The 15,931-nt window shown below is 67.1% G+C and carries 16 protein-coding genes and 1 pseudogene; 9 read left to right on the forward strand and 8 right to left on the reverse strand.

Annotation, left to right across the window (positions count from 1 at the left end; all coding sequences use genetic code 11):
- Nucleotides 1-54: 54 nt before the first annotated feature.
- The 5 genes from POL67_RS42910 to POL67_RS42930 form a co-directional block, all read right to left on the reverse strand.
- Nucleotides 55-1,245 carry a PQQ-dependent sugar dehydrogenase gene (locus POL67_RS42910; RefSeq protein WP_271926968.1) on the reverse strand — a complete coding sequence of 397 codons (1,191 nt, stop codon included), beginning with the start codon at nucleotides 1,243-1,245 and terminating at the stop codon, nucleotides 55-57.
- A 107-nt stretch (nucleotides 1,246-1,352) separates the two neighbouring features.
- Nucleotides 1,353-2,246 carry a hypothetical protein gene (locus POL67_RS42915; RefSeq protein ID WP_271926969.1) on the reverse strand — a complete coding sequence of 298 codons (894 nt, stop codon included), beginning with the start codon at nucleotides 2,244-2,246 and terminating at the stop codon, nucleotides 1,353-1,355.
- Nucleotides 2,247-2,317: 71 nt separating this feature from the next.
- Nucleotides 2,318-4,081 (reverse strand): hypothetical protein, encoded by a 1,764-nt coding sequence (locus tag POL67_RS42920; RefSeq protein ID WP_271926970.1) that lies wholly within the window; start codon nucleotides 4,079-4,081, stop codon nucleotides 2,318-2,320.
- Nucleotides 4,082-4,419: 338 nt separating this feature from the next.
- Nucleotides 4,420-5,181, reverse strand: a complete 762-nt coding sequence (locus POL67_RS42925) for a CDP-alcohol phosphatidyltransferase family protein (protein WP_271926972.1) — start codon at nucleotides 5,179-5,181, stop codon at nucleotides 4,420-4,422.
- Between the two features lie 99 nt (nucleotides 5,182-5,280).
- Complete coding sequence (locus POL67_RS42930; protein ID WP_271926974.1) at nucleotides 5,281-6,126, reverse strand: hypothetical protein; 846 nt, start codon at nucleotides 6,124-6,126, stop codon at nucleotides 5,281-5,283.
- Between the two features lie 140 nt (nucleotides 6,127-6,266).
- Between POL67_RS42930 and POL67_RS42935 the strand changes: the two genes are divergently transcribed.
- From POL67_RS42935 to POL67_RS42960, 6 genes and pseudogenes are all read left to right on the forward strand, one after another.
- Nucleotides 6,267-7,094: a class I SAM-dependent methyltransferase gene (locus tag POL67_RS42935; RefSeq protein ID WP_271926976.1), complete on the forward strand. Its 828-nt coding sequence runs from the start codon at nucleotides 6,267-6,269 to the stop codon at nucleotides 7,092-7,094.
- Nucleotides 7,095-7,133: 39 nt separating this feature from the next.
- Complete coding sequence (locus POL67_RS42940) at nucleotides 7,134-7,337, forward strand: hypothetical protein (protein WP_271926978.1); 204 nt, start codon at nucleotides 7,134-7,136, stop codon at nucleotides 7,335-7,337.
- 21 nt (nucleotides 7,338-7,358) lie between these two features.
- Nucleotides 7,359-8,638 (forward strand): annotated as a pseudogene (locus tag POL67_RS42945) (type VI secretion system Vgr family protein).
- Nucleotides 8,616-8,972 carry a hypothetical protein gene (locus tag POL67_RS42950; protein WP_271926980.1) on the forward strand — a complete coding sequence of 119 codons (357 nt, stop codon included), beginning with the start codon at nucleotides 8,616-8,618 and terminating at the stop codon, nucleotides 8,970-8,972. The pseudogene POL67_RS42945 and the gene POL67_RS42950 overlap by 23 nt, the downstream one beginning before the upstream one ends.
- Nucleotides 8,897-9,577 carry a peptidoglycan-binding domain-containing protein gene (locus POL67_RS42955; RefSeq protein ID WP_271926982.1) on the forward strand — a complete coding sequence of 227 codons (681 nt, stop codon included), beginning with the start codon at nucleotides 8,897-8,899 and terminating at the stop codon, nucleotides 9,575-9,577. The genes POL67_RS42950 and POL67_RS42955 overlap by 76 nt, the downstream gene beginning before the upstream one ends.
- 7 nt (nucleotides 9,578-9,584) lie before the next feature.
- On the forward strand, nucleotides 9,585-9,710 hold the full coding sequence (locus tag POL67_RS42960) for a hypothetical protein (protein WP_271926984.1): 126 nt from the start codon (nucleotides 9,585-9,587) through the stop codon (nucleotides 9,708-9,710).
- Between the two features lie 231 nt (nucleotides 9,711-9,941).
- Here POL67_RS42960 and POL67_RS42965 read toward each other — a convergent pair whose 3' ends face one another.
- Together POL67_RS42965 and POL67_RS42970 are read right to left on the reverse strand one after the other, a co-directional pair.
- Nucleotides 9,942-10,904: a DDE-type integrase/transposase/recombinase gene (locus POL67_RS42965; RefSeq protein ID WP_271926985.1), complete on the reverse strand. Its 963-nt coding sequence runs from the start codon at nucleotides 10,902-10,904 to the stop codon at nucleotides 9,942-9,944.
- 53 nt (nucleotides 10,905-10,957) lie between these two features.
- Complete coding sequence (locus POL67_RS42970) at nucleotides 10,958-11,281, reverse strand: transposase (protein WP_271917931.1); 324 nt, start codon at nucleotides 11,279-11,281, stop codon at nucleotides 10,958-10,960.
- A gap of 125 nt (nucleotides 11,282-11,406) precedes the next feature.
- Between POL67_RS42970 and POL67_RS42975 the strand changes: the two genes are divergently transcribed.
- The 3 genes from POL67_RS42975 to POL67_RS42985 all read left to right on the forward strand — a co-directional run bounded on the left by POL67_RS42975 (nucleotide 11,407) and on the right by POL67_RS42985 (nucleotide 15,183).
- A complete protein-coding gene (locus POL67_RS42975) occupies nucleotides 11,407-12,840 on the forward strand; it encodes a hypothetical protein (protein ID WP_271926987.1) in 1,434 nt (477 codons plus the stop codon).
- Between the two features lie 274 nt (nucleotides 12,841-13,114).
- Entirely contained in the window at nucleotides 13,115-14,374 is a 1,260-nt protein-coding gene (locus POL67_RS42980) for a tetratricopeptide repeat protein (RefSeq protein WP_271926989.1), read from the forward strand.
- Between the two features lie 248 nt (nucleotides 14,375-14,622).
- Nucleotides 14,623-15,183: a hypothetical protein gene (locus POL67_RS42985; protein WP_271926990.1), complete on the forward strand. Its 561-nt coding sequence runs from the start codon at nucleotides 14,623-14,625 to the stop codon at nucleotides 15,181-15,183.
- A 9-nt stretch (nucleotides 15,184-15,192) separates the two neighbouring features.
- On the opposite strand, the gene deoD is transcribed toward POL67_RS42985, so the two are convergent.
- On the reverse strand, nucleotides 15,193-15,927 hold the full coding sequence (gene deoD / locus POL67_RS42990) for a purine-nucleoside phosphorylase (RefSeq protein WP_271926991.1): 735 nt from the start codon (nucleotides 15,925-15,927) through the stop codon (nucleotides 15,193-15,195).
- Nucleotides 15,928-15,931: the final 4 nt, after the last annotated feature.

A 15,931-nucleotide genomic window follows, 5' to 3' on the forward strand; every position in this document is an offset into this window, starting at 1 on the left:
CCCGGGACCCTAGCAAAAGTGCCCGCCCGCTCCCACCACGGAAGGAAAAAGACGTCAGCCCTCGGGCGAAGGCGGCAGGGCGGGCAGCGGGGACCAGCGGGTAATACGGTAAATCTTGTCCTTGTCGCGAGGGCAATCGCCGCGGCCGTCGCAATTGCTCGTCGTCACGTAGAGCGCGCCCTCGGGCCCCGTCACCACGTCCCGGAGCCGCCCGAGCCCCGTCGGCCCCTCGCCCTGAAAATACACCTCGTGGTGCTCGACGCGCTTCGGGTCGTCCCTGTCGAACGTCACGCGGTGCAGGTGCTGCGAGCCGAGCGTCGCCACGAGCAGGCTCCCTCTCCACTCGCGAATCGCGTCCCCCTGGTAAAGCACGGCCCCGCCCGGCGGCGTCGCTTGCTCGAACACCAAGGACGGCGCCGTCACCCCGAGCGCCACCTCGCATCCGTAATACGTGGGCCACCCGAGATCGTCGCCGGCCCGTGCCCGCGTGATCTCGTCGTGCCCCTCCCGGCCCATCTCCCCGCTCGGCCCGTGATCCGCCACGATCACCTCGCCGCCGGGCGCGAACGCGAAGGCCTGCACGTTGCGCACGCCACTCAGGTACACGAGGCTCTTGCGGAATGGATTGTCCCCGGGCACCTCCCCGTCGGGCGTCATTCGCAAGAGCTTCCCGCCGAGGCTCCGCGGGTCCCGCGCGAGATCCGGGTGCTGCGCGTCCCCCGTCCCTGCATACAACATCCCGTCGGGCCCGAAACGCAGCCGCCCGCCATTGTGGAAACGACCGGCCGGGATCCCCGCGACGAGCACCTTGTCGCGCGTCGCGCTCGCGCTATCGTCGGCGAGCCGATATCGTTCGATTTGATTCTCGGGCCCATCCGGCCCGCGCACCGTCACGTAAATGTAAAAATACCGATTTTGCGCGAATTTCGGATCGACGGCGACGCCGAGAAGCCCGCCTTCCCCTTCCTGCACCGCGGGGAGCACGAGGATGGGCGGCGTGAGCCCACCTTGATGCACGAGCCGGACGCGGCCGGGCCGCTCGGTCACGAGCATGTCGTCGTTCGGCAGGAAGGCGATTCCCCACGGCACTTCGAGCCCGTCCGCCACGGTCTCCGCTTTCAGGGCGGCGCCGCCGGCGGGCCCCGCGTTTCCTCCGGGGACGAGCGTGCATCGGGTATCGACGCGCGGCGCGCCGTTCGTCGAGCATCCGAGCCCGAGCGCGCCGAGGACCCCCCCGAGCACCACCCCGACGAGACCGTACCGGCTTCTGAGGAGGGGTCCTTGCGGGCAGGCGCGCGCCATGAGGGCAACGCTTGCAAGCGGGAGGCCCGCGACGAGCGTTCCGCGTCGTATCAGGGCGACGGGGTCGGGGGACTCCCGTTCCCTGTGGGAAGTAGAATCGGGAGCCACCGACCGAGCGTCAAGCCCACCATCGCGTCGTGTGGCATGGGCTCACGCGGCTGCACGTGCTCGAGCTCCCGCAGAAACCCGGACGCGGCGGGGTTCTCGGCCACGCCTTTCGTGAACACCGCGCGAAAATCGCCGAACGGACGTTTCGCCCACGAGAGCGTCTGCCACGAGACGATCACGTGCATGTCGGATCGGCCGCTCGCCAGCACCTTCGCCATATCGGGGAGCATGCACGTGTCGATCGACAGCGCCGCGTGCACCTTCGTTTTCCCTCGGATCGCAGTCGCGATGCCGCCGCGCACGTTGCACCCGCCGCCCGAGTGCGCGGCGACGAGGATGCGACTCGAATCGATGCTGGCCGTGCCGCCCAGCGCTTTCCCGGTCTCGTCGACGAACCGATCGAGATCAAAAGCGGGCCAGCTCGTCACGGCGTTCGTCACGGCCGAGGGGACGATCGAGCTCGGCGCGGCCACGATCACCGGCGGGATCTTCCCGGCCTCGACGAGCCCGGCCACGATGCGCCGCACGTCGCCCTCGTTTCCGCCGCCCATCCACCGATACTTGATGCGCTCGGTGTTCAGGCCGTGGATGAAGACCAGGAGCGGACGCTTGGCGTTCGCGTCCGCGAGGGCCGTTTGATGCACGAACGCCCGACCCAGCCAGGCGCGCTCCGGGTGTCCGACGTCCTTGCCGTCCCACGCGTAATCGATCGTCTTGCCGTCGAGCGGCGGCGGAGGCGGAGGCTTCTTGCCCTTGGCCCACGCGGGGGACGCGGCGAGGAGAAGGACGAACGTGAGCACGATCGTCGCGATCGAGGACGGGGCGCGGCGCTTCATGGGCGAACCCATGATAGCGTAGGCGGGCAGGAAATCGCGGAAAAATCAGGCCGGCATGCCGGCGCATGCGCTCAGAAGAGCTCGCCGTCGCCTTCGCCTTCGCCTCGCCCGTGCGGGTTGCCTTTGCCGGGCAGGCTTTGCAGGTAATCGACCAGGTAGTCCCGCCGGAACGGCAGGAAGGCGGTGGCCAAGGCCGGCGAGACGGCCCACGCGCACTGGCAGGAGTCGGGTTCTGCGGTGCACGCCTTATTGCAGGTGACCCCGGTGGCCGTCGGCACGAGGACCGAATCGGAGACCTGCGTGAACGCGAGGGGCCGCACGCCCGGCGCGGACTCGGGCCCCGGCGCCACGTTGGGCCATACGATGCCGCCGCCGAGCCTCTCTGCGTTGGCCACGCCGCCGAAGATCGGCGCCGTCGACGTGGCGAGCTCGTGGCACCCTCCGCAGGCCTGGGACTGGGCTCGGCGCACGATCTCGGCGGGCGTGAGCGAGCTCCCGATCGCATTGAGCTTGGCCTGGATCTTCGCGGCGAAGGCCCCGTTGGGATTGAACACGAAGTTGTAGTTCGTGTCGTTGACCACCGGCGTTCCGCCCGGGAGGAGTGCTGGTTGCGACGTGCTCTGCCCGCCGTTGAACTCCTTGCCCAATCGATTCATGTTGAAGAGGTTCGGGTCGCTCAGCGCGAGCGCGGGCACCTGGCTGATGAACCCCGTGGCGTTGTTCGGGTTGCGGAACGAGATCGCCCGCGGGCTCGTGTTGTTGTCGCTGAACAGACTTGCCTCGGGGTTCACCTGGGTCGGGACCATCCGGACCTCGGCCTTGCAATTCTGCTTTTTGGCCTTGCCATTGCAGGAACGCCGCAGGTGGTACTCGCGGAGCTGCCACGGCTGCCCGAGCCCGCCGACGGCGGCGTCGTTCAAGAACTGGTTGCTACGAATCTGGCCGCTCAGCGCCTCGCCCGTTTGGGGATCCCACTCGCCCGTGAAATGCTCCCACCGCAGGGCCGCCGGGAAGCCCGAGGCGCCTTTGAAGAAGAAGCGCTCGAGCTCCTCGGCCCGCTCCGACGGTTTATGCATGTTCGTGAGCCCGGCCCAGAGCTCGGCCACCTTCGCGCACCCCTTGAGGCCGAACGCAGGCTTCGGGTTCGGCAGGATCGCCTCGAAAATGAGGAGGTTGCGGTTGAGCAGAAGCTGGTTGCCGGCCGTCTTCAGGGGAGATTCCTGAGACCCCTTGGCGAAGATGATGCGGAACTGGCCGCAGTTTTGCCCATTGCCCGGGGCCAGATCGAATCGGTTGGCGATGGCGATCGGCGTGTAGGGATCGCAGCCCGGGCCGCTACAGTATGGGTTGTGCTTCGACAGATCCGCCAGCGCGCCCTCCTGCCGTGGGCACTCGATCGGGAAGCCGTTCAGCACCGGCCTGCCATTGGCGTCTTTCTCGTCGTCGCAGTGTTGCCCGTCGGAGAGGAAGCCCCCAGCCTTCGTGTTGTTCGTATCGAAGATGCTCTGGTAGAGCTTGACGGCGTCGAGGCCGCCCGGGTTCGACCCGCTGGTCGCCGCGAGTTGACCGAGCACTCGTTCCAGCGAGAAGAGAAAGTTTCCCTTCGAATCTTTGGCTTCGAGTGTCGGCAGATCCGTGATCATCAATGAGCGGTCGATGTTGATCACCAGCGGCTGTTCAGCCGGCTTCCCTCCGATTGCCTCCGCGTTCTCGTGTACGGGCTCCTCCGAAGGCCCGCAGGCGCCCACGCCGAGCAGCAAGAGGATCGAGAGACGCGCGGGAATCGCGCCGTGAAATGATCGTAAGCGGTCCGTCGGAGCACCGATGGCCCTCATGTAGCCCCTCCCTGAATCGCGAGGCTTGAAGCACCCGCGAGCCAAGCAATCGCCGGAGCTTTCGCCCCGGCGACACGCCAGGGCCACGCACGCGGCTTATCAGGAGGATAGCGGGGAGAACTCGCGTGACCACCAAAAAGTGAGACAGCTCACACGTGTATTGCGCCCGAAGCTACGACATCGCGTCCCGGCTGATGGCAATGGTGGCGGTGTCAGACGCGCCGCGCCCGGGGCATCGGAGGGGGACGGCGTGGGCGATCCGGCTGCGCTTCCGTGACGAAGAGGGCACGCGGCGTGGACATCGCGCCGAGCCATGCATGCACGAAAACGCGGGAAAGTCAGGCGAGGCGCTCGGTGGTGGCGGGCTCGGGGGCCGACTCGGGCTCGGCGTCGAGGCCGGCGCTCGGGTTCATCAGGCAATACACGACCCCGCCCACGGTGTAGATCAGGGCGATGCCGAACAGGTACTCGGGCAGGATCCGCAGCGGGCCGCACAGGTACGCCCCGACGACGTTGCACACCGTGAACGCCTTGAGGACCTTGTTCTTGCCGAGCTTCAGCTTCGGCAGACGGACCGTGCTGACCATGAGCCCTGCGGCGATCACCAGCACGGCGGGGCTCGCGATGAGCGAGCGCTCGGGCAAACCGTACTTGTCCCAGGTGAGGTACGCCGAGGCGATCATTGCGCCCATCAACGTGCCTGGCAGGCCGTAGAAGATGCCCTCGCCGCCCGTCGTCACGTTGAAGCGCGCGAGGCGCACGGCGAGCGCGAGCGCGTAGAGGCCCGAGGTCGCGAGGAGCGCGTGTTTCTCCCAGCCGAGCATCGGCCCGATCGGAAGCAGCCGGTAGTACACGAGCGCCGCCGGGGCGATGCCGAAGACCACGAAGTCGGCGAAGCTGTCGAACTCGACGCCGAACTTGCTCGTCGCGTTGAGCAAGCGCGCGGCGCTGCCGTCGAGCTTGTCGAGCAGGACGCCCCAGAGGATCATCCACGCTGCGAGGCGGAAATTGCCTTCTGCGCTCATCACGACGGAGCCGAGGCCGAGGAGAAGCGAAAGCCCGGTGAACCCATTGGGTACGAAGTAACGAAGCGGCGGCACGGCGCGGGATGGTACATCCGTCCGGGGCGCCGCGTCAAAACCCATTACGCGATCCTGTAGCGGAGGGCCCGGTGCGCAAAATGCTTCGCAGCGGCCCCTTCACGGAAACCAGGGCGGCGCTGCGGACTGGGCGCCGATCATGGAGCCGAGGCCGAGGGCGAGCGCTGCGAGAGAAAAGATACCCCAGCCGCGCGGGGTCTCTCGGAGGTGGAGCACGGCGGCCACGGAAGCGAGGTCTCCTTCACGGACCGTGAAGAAGGGCGCCTTGCCGCGCACGAGCCGAGCGCCGCGGGCGCGGACGCGGTACGGGCCCCCGCCCGGCTCATCACGCCGGACCTCGCCGACAGCCACGACGCGATGCCCCACGCGGACCATACCATAAGGGGCCGCGTTCACGTCGGCTGGCGTATCCGCGCCGTCCGAGCGCTCGACATGTAGCATGTCGCTGGCCGCATCCTGAAGGACGAGGGGATAGGTGACCCATACGTCGGCCGCGGCGGAGGCCGGCTGGCGGTCCTGGGCCGGGCGACCTCCCACGACCATGGCGTCGATCGCCACGCACTCATGGGGCAGAGCCTCGGCCACGCGGACCTGGTGCAAACGCGCGACGCGCTCAGAGAGGTGCCGGCCGAACGTGCCAGACAGGATGGAAATGGGGAACAGGTACACCCCGAGGAAGAGGCCTCCGAAGGCCGTCGGGTACCACGCCAAACCCCCAGAGACGGAGAGGACCCACTGCGTGCAAGCGTAAATGACGCCGATCCCCGGCCCGACCAGGACCGCCAGGAGGGTGGGGGTCAGGATGACGACGAGGGTGGCATGGAACATCCACTCGAGGCCCCCCAGCGACACCTGGACGGCGCGCGCCAGCAACTCTTCGATTTTTTTCACGCGGGAGAAACGGGCCCGCGGGTGCGCGATTCCCGCGCCTCCGTCGATTGTCACGTTGTCCCGGCGCTCGTCGTCGGGACGGCGCGTCCGGAAAAAGTGGCAATCCGCGGGGCTTCGGCCAGGACGCCTCCCGCGCCCGGGCGCTCTGCGCCTCCGCCATTGATTCGCCGGAGCGCCCCTGCTACGCGGGCTTCATGTCGACGCGCCTCGGGCTCCCCTTCGCCGTCCTTCTCGTGGCCCCCCTCGTCCTTCCGGCCTGCGGCGGCGCCGCTCCACGCGAGCCGGCCCGCGCCGTCGCGCCCGCGCCCGCAGCGCCCGCAGACGCTTCGCAGGGCGTGGCGCGCATCCGCGCCGACGCCGAAAAACTCGCCCCGCTCGTCCGTTCCGAGCTCGCCCGCCGATTCCTCTCGGCGGCGCCGTCGCTCCCGGCCGTCGCGCCCCGCACGTTGTACCGGGACGCGGAAAAGAAGCGCGTCGTCGACGCGGACGGTTGGTCGCGGATCCCGGACCGCGACGCATTCAAGCCGCTGCCCGTCGACGAGGAGTTTTATTACAACACGCGGTACAGCTCTCCGCTCGCGTATACACGCGCGCTCGAGGTGCTCGGCGACGCGGGGGCCACGCTGTCGCCGGGATCCCGATTCTTCGATTTCGGGTATGGCGGCGCCGGGCACCTCCGGATGCTCGCGAGCCTCGGCGTGCATGCGGTCGGCGTGGACGTCGACCCGCTCCTCCCCGTGCTGTACGGCGCGCCCGGCGATCAAGGCGTGATCCCCGGCCTCTCGGGCGCAGCAGGCTCGCTGCGCCTCCTCCACGGGAGTTTCCCCGGCGATCCCACGGTCCGCGCGGCCTCGGCCGGGCCGTTCGACGTGATTGTCTCGAAAAACGTCCTCAAGAAGGGATACATCCACCCGGACCGGCCCGCGGACGAGAGCAAGCTCATCCGGCTCGGCGTGGACGACGCGACGTTCCTCGGCGCTGTCTTCGAGCGCTTGCGCCCCGGAGGGTTTTTCCTCATCTAAAACATCTGCCCGGCCCCGACGCCCCCGGACAAACCCTTCGTGCCCTGGTCCGACGGCCGCTCCCCGTTCCCGCGCGAGGCCTTCACGGCGGCGGGATTCGAGGTGCGTGTCATCGATCGGGACGACACCGAGGCGATCCGGACGATCGGACGCGTCCTCGGCTGGGATCAGGGGGAGGACGCGATGGACCTCCAGAACGACCTATCCGTGCTCTATACCCTCGTGACGCGGCCGCCCGGGTAATATCGTCAACGCGACCCGCCCATGGCCCACTCCGTCGACCCCAGGACCCACTTCGAACTCCGCATCGGGCAGCTCGACTTCGGCCGCCTCACGATCGTCAACCTCGCCGGCGAGGAGCGCATCTCGCGGCCGTTTGTCTTCGACGTGGTCGTGTTTGCGCCGGCGCAGGGACTCGACGAAGGCAGCTTCGAGCGCGACACGATTGGCCAGGACGCCGTCTTGCGGATCGCGGTCCCCGACCAGGCTCCGCGCATCGTGCGCGGCGTGATCACGCGCGTGCGCGCCGAGGGCACCGTCGAACCGGGCCGGATCGCCTTCCGCCTGCGCATCGCGCCGCGGCTCGCGCTCTGCCGGCTGAACCAGCGGAGCCGCATCTTTCAGGACCGTACGTTTCCCGAAATCATCGCCGCCGTGCTTGCGGGGCACGGCATCCCCTGCCGCTTCGACCTGCTCGGCCCTCACCCGCGCCGCGCGTATTGCGTGCAGCACCGCGAGAGCGACCTCGCCTTCGTGCAGCGCCTTGCCGCGGAGGCCGGCGTCTTCTACCACTTCGAATGTCCCGGCGACGGGACCGACGACGGGAGGTCGTGGTTTTCGGCGACGCCCCCACCCTTTATCCGCGCATCCCCGGCTCCGAGATCCTCGTGTTCCGCAGGGCCGACGGCGCGACCACGCTCACGATCCGCGAGGACCAGGTCACGCGTTTTACACGCCAATCGAACGCGGCGACGGAAGGCACGCTCGTCCGAGATCACGATTTCCGCAAGCCCACGGCCGAGCTCCGGGCGAGCGCGGGCAAGGCGGAGAGCCTCGTCGTGTACGAGCACCACGGCGAGGACGAGGAGCCGGAGATCGAACCGGCGCGGGCGATCACGATGCTCGAACAGCGGAGGGCGCGCGCCGCGCTCGCCGAGGGGACGACGTATTGCCGCAGGCTCTCGCCGGGCCACCGCTTCACGCTCGAAGATCATGACGTCCCCGCGCTGAACGGCGATTACGTCGTGGTCCGCGCCGTCCACGAAGGCCACGACCCGCAGCAGGCCGGGACGAACGATCCGGTCTTCACCACGACGTTCCGCGCGGCGCCCGCCGCGGTCGCCGTCCGCCCGAAGAAGCCGCGCCACACGATGCGCCAGGTGATGGAGACGGCGACGGTCGTGGGGCCCTCGGGGCAGGAGCAAGCACGTCCTGCGCGTGCAGGGCGACCGCGACGATCACGTGGCCGGCGCGCTCGTGCAAACGATCGAGGGCAGCGCGACCGTGAGCGTCTCGGGCGGCATGGCACAGACCACGGGCGGTGACGTGGCGAGCGAGGTCCGGGGAAGCCGCACGGAGGTCGTGCACGGATCGGAGCAGCACACGGTGCACGGCGATCACATGACGGTGGTGATGGGCCAGAGCGTACTCCGCGTGGAGGCGGAGCACGCGGTGGTCGTGGGCGAGGGGCGCGACGACGGGATCGTCGAGACGAACGTCTCCGGCAAGTGGATCGTATCGGCCGGAAAAACCGCCCGAATCCAGGCGGATCAGGGCATTTCGCTGGTGGTGGGGACAGCGTGGTGGAGATCCTCTCGGATCGGATCGTCCTGCGCGCGCGCCGCGTGGAGATCGAGGGGCAGGAGAGCGCGGCCATGATGGGCAAGGGCCCCGCCGTGCGCCTCGGCGAGGAGGCGGAGATCGTCTCCAAGGTGCTCAAGCTGTACGGCGAGAAATCGTCGATCGAGCTCGATCGGGACGCGAGCGTGAAGGGGACGCGCGTCCTTTTGAACTGCAAGGACAGCCGCCCCAAGGACCCGACGCGCGACGGGAAGGAGCCGGAGACCGTACAACTCCGCCTCCAGCTCACGGACGAGAACTTCGAACCTTACGCGGGCAAGCTCTACGACCTCGTCTGCGAGGGTTTCAAATGCGACGACACGACGGGGCCGGACGGGCGCGTCGAGCAAGACGTCCCGAAGGACGCGCAAACGGCGCGGAGCACGTTGTGGCTCGGCGAGGATCGCACGGGGCCGAAACGGGAGTATTCGGTGAAGATCGGCGCATTGCCCGACATCGCCTCGGTCGCGGGCGCGCAGGTGCGGCTGAAGAACCTCGGGTATTACGTGGGCGCGGGTCAGGGCGAGATCGACGACGAGACGCGCGCGGCGCTCGCCTGGTTCCAGCGGGATCACGAGCTCGAAGCGTCGGGGGCGCTCGACGAGGCGACACAACGAACGCTGCTCGACGTGCACGGGAATTGAGGGTTTCATGGCGATCCCCGAGGCGGAAAAGCAATTCATCCAGGCGGCGTACGAATCCATCGCGAAGGTCTCGAACCCTGCGGCGCACCCGGGTGTACTGGTTCCCCGTGAACAGGACGCGGTCCCGGTATAGTAAAGTAAAACCTCTCCAAGGCAAGTCACAAGCGGCCTGAATTCGCGAGGCCCACGCGCCACCGAGAGTGCCACCGTGCTCGCGTTGGGCAACTCGCGTCCTCGCCATCCTCGCCGGGTTTGGCTTCCAGGCGGCCGCGGTTGCTGCCCGGCGCAGCCCCGAGCATCTCGCCGCGGCTGCGGGTGGCTCCGGGCGCGAGATTGCCCTTTGCTGCGCGCGGCGGCTCCGCGATTATGCGGGCGATGGGCAGACGGAGCCTCCGGCGGGGGCTCGGAGCTCCGGATGCGCAGCCGCCCTCGCTGCCAGGCGACGCTGCCGCCGCGCCTCACGAGCTGCCTCGAGCTTCGTGTCACGTGCGGCCCAGATGATATCGGCTCGGCCCGCGAGCGCGTCGTTCGGTGTGATGTACCCGATGGCGCTGTGCAAGCGCACGCCGTTGTAATGGTCGACGAAGCGCCCGACGATACGGCGGGCATCCGCGAGCGATAACGGCGGCGTCACCCGAATCGCGTCGCTCTTCAGCGTCCTGTGCCAGCGCTCGATCTTGCCATTCGACTGGGGGTAGTTGACCGAGATGCGCACGTGCGTCATGCCCGCGATTCGGATGAACTCCTTGAAGTCCTTCGCGATGAACTGCGGGCCGTTGTCCGAGATGATGCGTGGCCTTTCGTCAGGGTACTTCTCGCGCGCACGCTGTGCGATGCACTCGACATCCAACTCGGTCATCGCTTCGCGAATCTCCCAATGGACGATCGCGCGGCTGGCGCCGTCGAGCAGCGAGCACAGGTAATAGAACGTGCCAGCTACGTTCAGGTAGGCGATATCGATGTGCCAGTGCTCGTGCGGCCTGAGCGGCTGCACGAAGCCGGTGCCCTTCTTCGACGCGCCCCGCTTCCAACGGTCGAGGCGGCCTGCCGCCGACAGCACCCGATAGGTGGTCGAAGGACTGACGGCGACGACGTCCTGGTCCAGCATCATGAACGTCAATCGGCGATAGCCCTCGAGCGGGTTCTTTGCGTGGAAGTCGAGCACCTTCTGCCGCTCCTCGGGCCCGATCCAGAAGTCGCGTGGCACATCTGCATTGTGCTCGTTCGCCTTACCGTAGCGCTTCTTCCAGTCGAAGAACTTGCTGCGCGCGACGCCGAGCCAGCGAATGAAGCTCTCCCCGATGATATTCGTCTTGTCGGCCCACACGCGGACGAAGTCGACGACCTCGTCACGCGTGTCGTGGGGAACCCACCGGCCGGTCAGGGCTCCCCAAGTTCTTTTTTCAGCTTGACGTATTCCTCGGAGATCTCCGCGATCACCGCGTCCTTCTTCGAGAGCTTGGCCTCCAGCTGCGCGACGCGCGCTTCGAGCTCACGCTCGCGTGCCGAGGGCTTGTCCTTCGGCGGCCCATCGAACACGACGGCCGCGTTCTCGAACAGCTGCCGCTGCCAGGTGTAGAAGAGGCTCGGCTGCAGCTTCGTCTCGTCGCAAAGGCTCGAAACGGGCACCTTCTCCACGTGGTGGCGCTTCAGCAGCGCGGCCTTCTGCTCGCTCGTGTGGTTTCTTCGGATTCGCTTCGGCATGAACGGTTTGTCCTCGACCGTGTAGCACGGCAGTCAGGTTTGTCCCGTTCCGAGGGAGGCAGAACACGAACCTGGCGGCGAGCCAGAACAAGGGCAAACCCATTTTCGACCCCCAAAAAGGCGGGATGTGGTACCCGACGAACCTCGCGCACCTGCGGGTGCCGATCGCGACGGGGATCGAGCCGGTGCCGCCGAAAAAGGGAGCGCCCGCGAACAGCACGGAGGCAATGCCGGTGCCACTGCGGCCGGGCTCGGCGTATTGTTACAATCCGTTCGGGGATGCGAAGTACACGACAGCGTGGGTTCCCCCGCACTGGATCGAGGTCGACAAGAATGGTGCTCCGCAGCTCAAGAAGGAGCATCGTGAGCATGCCCTGAATGATTTGCCCGAGGTGAAAAGCAAGTTCAGGGACCAGCAGGTCGTGTACCAGGACAACGAGAAGAACCTCACAATACAAGAGACCATCCTGTCGAGCAATCCCACGTATCTCGACATCCCTGCGGAACATTTTACCGTGCAGGTCGACGTGCCGGTCTCCGGACAACGCAAAGGCTCGCACATCAACGTCGTTCTCCGCATCAGCAAGGACAAGAAGAAGGTTCAGCTCCTCGACACGACGAACGGGCATCCGCTCGACGAGCACGTGGCCCACACGCTCATGGATCCCACGGGCAAGGAGGGCATTTACGACGGGAACTTCGTGTCGCAGGTCTACCAGGGCACCACGTTCTGCGGCCTCGGCGTGCCGCCCGAGCCACCCGAGAACCTCCTCGAAATGGCGAAGTTCATCCGCCGCGCTCGTCCGATTGGCCTCCTGCGCCTCGTCATCACCGAACGCGTGCCGCCCGCGAAGATGACGGACGATCACATTCTCTACGTGAGCAAGATGGTGCGGATGTATGGCGAGACCGAGGACGACAACTTCCACATCTCGCGTTGCGTGTGGGCGCTCCGGAACATGCCTGGATTCACCAAGCTCCAGGGCTGGTTCATCATCTACACGCCGCAGGGCGAGCTCGCGCGGATGATGTGGGAGCACGGCGCTCGCCATCGGAGGCTCACGGAGATGGAGCCCGTCGTGTACGAGGCCAAGAAGAAGAAAAAATACGAGATCAAAAAGGCGAACCCGAGGCGCGACAAGAAAAAGGACCCGCTCGTCGAGCCGACGCCCGGGCTCCAGTACATCCACGACTACCGCGACACGATCGTCTTGACGAACGCGTCGAACGGCACTTGCCTCTACTGGCATCGCAAGCGCTCGGAGCTGAATTTCGGCTCGACGAGCGAGAACTTCCAGGGCAACGCCATCCCGGACGCCATCCGGGCTCGTGTCGCCCCCAACCCGAAGCAGGACCCGGTCTTACAGATGTCTTACGACGCCGAGCACGTGCACAACCGGTTCTGCGATCCGTATACGAACGACCACACGATCGAAATTCCGGATCTCTTCCGCGACGGCAAACCCGCGGCCGAGCCGCCGCCTCCCCCGGAGCTTCTCATCGATACGGCCATCGTGCACGACCACGACCAGTCGGCGCAGGAAGTCGCGCTCGTATGAGTTTGACCATGCGGGAACGCCCGTTCCTGCTGTCGTTGTCGCTCCTCGCCGCCGCATGTGCCTTGGCTGCCCCGGAGCCGACAAAGCCCTCCCCCGCGCCCCCACAGGTCGCGGCAAAGACCGCCCCGACGACCCCTCCGGCGGCTCCGACGGAAAACGCGCCGCCGCCCCCACGACGCCTCCGCCTCCGTGCACGCGCGCGGGCGGGGCCGATCTATGCAAGGCTGCGTGCGACGCGGGCGACGCCCCAAGCTGCCGGAACCTCGGATTGCTCATGCAGCAGGGAAAGGCAGGCCGGCGGAACAAGGTCCGCCTCGTCGAGCTGTTCCAAAGAGCTTGTGACGCGAGCGACCTGGAGGCCTGCGACGAGCTGGGTTCCCTGCTCGACGAGGATGCTTCGTCCGTGGCGCTGTACCGCAAGTCCTGCGATGCCGGGTACATGCCCGCGTGTGGGCATCTCGCGAGCGTCCTGCTCGTCAACGGCGACATGGAAGTGCTTGCGGACAAGGAGCCCGATATCAAGGCTGCCATCGCTCTCGCCAAGAAGAGTTGCGAGGCTGGGCATGCGAATTCCTGTACGATCCTCGGCGGCGTGTACCGCCAAGGGAAACCAGTCAAGAAGGACCATCCACTGGCCAAGCAATACCTCGAACACGCCTGCGAGCTGGGGGACTACCGGGGCTGTACCATCAATGGCACCATGTACGAGCTCGGGTGGGATGGCGAGAAGCCGGACGAGGTACACGCGCTGGTGCTCCGTCAGAATGCGTTCAAGCTCCTGCAAGCGTCATGTGACGAGAAGCTCGAACCCTGCGACACCTTGGCCGAGTACCACGCAGATGGGGTCGGTACGAAGCAGGATCCAGTCAAGGAAATCGAGGTGCTTCGAACGGCCTGCGATCGTGGCCATCCACGAACATGTGTGCTTTTCGGTATCAAGATGGAGGACGGTCGAGGCGTTCCCAAGAACCTTCAAGGTGCAGGCGCTTTGTATCAACGAGCGTGTGAGGACGGTGACGGCAGCGGTTGCTACAGGCTCGCGCACCTCTACGCGAAGGGCAATGGTTTTCCCCAAGACGAGAGGCGCGCCACGGAGCTCGAAGAGAAGGCATGTCATCTCGGCTTCGGCCCCAGTTGCACGCGGTTCGCGGTCACGCTGGAGAAGCAGGATGCGACGCGGGCACTGGGGCTCTACAGGCGAGCATGCCGCCGTGGCGATTCCGGTGGTTGCCGGAGCGTCGCAGCCTTCTTGCTTGGGACCCAAGGACACGGAGTGCCGCCGAAGGACGCATACCCCGAGGCGCTGCGCTCGTACCTGTTCGCTTGCGATCAAAAGGACGGCCTCGGATGCTTCGGCGCGGCCTGGATTCACGAGCTCGGCCTGGGTGTATCGAAGAGCCGCACGAAGGCCAAGGAGCTCGCGCAAAAAGCTTGCGAGCTCGGCGCGCGTCCAGGCTGCGAATGGGTGAAGGACCCCGCTCATGGGCCGCGCCAAGGCTGGGTCGATTTCGTGCAGCAGCAACCCAAGAGATGATCCCACCGGGAGCCAATCATGACCACGAAGCCCGGTTCTGCGTCCCATGAGGCCCCTATCGAGGAGCGCCGCGAGGGCCTCACGCTCGAGCGGTTCGTGGAGGTGATGGCGTATCGGAAGTTTTCCCGCCGCACTTCGCCGAGGAGGTCCTCCTGCGCTGCGGCATTCGCCCAGCGCGCTGGGCGCGGGCCGCGACTGCGTCGGGCGAGGCGCTCGCCGAGGCGGCTGCCGAGGAAACACCCGACATCGTGCTTCGCTTCGCCCGCGCCTTTGGCAGCACCTCGCGCAAGCTCCGCGAATGGCCTCCTCGCCTGGAATCGCTCGGCGAGCCTATCGATCCGGACGCGCCCGATCCCGAGGAGCGCGCGCCCGAGCGGCCTTCGTTCATGCGCGACGAACCGCCCTCGCGCGCGCCTCAAAGCGCCGGCTCCGTGTGGACACAATACGTGAAACCTTCCGCGCCCGCGCCTGCCCCCGCGCCTGCAGCGCCCCCCATTCCCGCCCGCGTCCCCTCCCCTTTCCAGTCCGACCTCGGCGCGACACGCCCCGCATTCCGGCCCCAAACCAGGATGCCGACAATGCCCTTCCAGATGCCGCCGGACGCTGCGGCCCCCGAAATGCCCCCGGCGCCGCCCGCGCCGCCTCCTCCTCCGCGCGCGCCCGGGCTCGGGGATACGGCCGATCTCAGCTCGTCCGTTCCTCGCAAACCCTTGCCGTTTCAGGGGGCGCCCGAGGACGACGCGCTGGCCCAATCCGTGATCATCGCTCCCGACGATCCTCAAAAAGGGCCAGGTCGACGCGGCCGCTGACGGCGAATCCTATCGCGGCGCGATGGCAGCGGCCTCGGCGGCCGCGAGCTCCAGCGCGAGCCCAATCATCGCGTCGAAGCTCGTCTCGCGCTCCGCGGAGGAGAGCGCGCTGCCGATCGGCAGGTTGTCCGCGACCGAGAGGAGCGCGAGCGCCCTCGCGCCCTGCTCGGCGGCCACGCCATAAAGGCCCGCCACCTCCATTTCGATCGCGAGCATGCCCATGCGCACGAGCGTCGCATGAAGCAGCGCGGCATCCTGCGTATAAAAAAGGTCGGAGCTGAACACGGAGCCAGCCCGAACCGGCTGGCCCCGGCGCACGGCGAGCTCCATCGCCTTCCGCGCCAGCTCGAAATCCGCGACTGCCGGGAAGTCGTGGTCGAGGAAGCGATGGCGATTGACTCGGGAATCCGTGCCCGCGGCGAGGGCGACGATCACCTCCTTCAGATCGACCTCCGGCCGGAGCGCACCGCAGCTTCCGACCCGAATGAGGACACGCGCGCCGTAATGACGAATGAGCTCGGTCGCGTAAATGGAGATCGACGGGATGCCCATCCCGTGCCCCATGACCGAGACACGTTGCCCCTGATACTGGCCGGTGAACCCGAGCATGTTGCGCACGGCCGTCACCTCGCGCGACTGCTCCAGGAAACGCTCGGCGATGTAGCGGGCGCGGAGGGGATCCCCTGGCATCAGGACCACGTCGGCGAAATCGCCGGGTGCGGCGGAGATGTGAATGGTGGACATGGTT

This window comes from Polyangium mundeleinium (genome assembly GCF_028369105.1).
GTDB lineage: Bacteria > Myxococcota_A > Polyangia > Polyangiales > Polyangiaceae > Polyangium > Polyangium mundeleinium.

Excerpts from the sequence above, each read along its gene's own strand:
- POL67_RS42935 (WP_271926976.1), top strand. The coding sequence starts at position 6,267 with ATGTCGACGCGCCTCGGGCTCCCCTTCGCCGTCCTTCTCGTGGCCCCC.
- POL67_RS42970 (WP_271917931.1), bottom strand. The coding sequence starts at position 11,281 with ATGCCGAAGCGAATCCGAAGAAACCACACGAGCGAGCAGAAGGCCGCG.
- POL67_RS42950 (WP_271926980.1), top strand. The coding sequence starts at position 8,616 with ATGGCACAGACCACGGGCGGTGACGTGGCGAGCGAGGTCCGGGGAAGC.
- POL67_RS42980 (WP_271926989.1), top strand. The coding sequence starts at position 13,115 with ATGCAGCAGGGAAAGGCAGGCCGGCGGAACAAGGTCCGCCTCGTCGAG.
- POL67_RS42975 (WP_271926987.1), top strand. The coding sequence starts at position 11,407 with ATGTGGTACCCGACGAACCTCGCGCACCTGCGGGTGCCGATCGCGACG.
- POL67_RS42915 (WP_271926969.1), bottom strand. The coding sequence starts at position 2,246 with ATGAAGCGCCGCGCCCCGTCCTCGATCGCGACGATCGTGCTCACGTTC.
- deoD (WP_271926991.1), bottom strand. The coding sequence starts at position 15,927 with ATGTCCACCATTCACATCTCCGCCGCACCCGGCGATTTCGCCGACGTG.
- POL67_RS42920 (WP_271926970.1), bottom strand. The coding sequence starts at position 4,081 with ATGAGGGCCATCGGTGCTCCGACGGACCGCTTACGATCATTTCACGGC.
- POL67_RS42960 (WP_271926984.1), top strand. The coding sequence starts at position 9,585 with ATGGCGATCCCCGAGGCGGAAAAGCAATTCATCCAGGCGGCGTACGAA.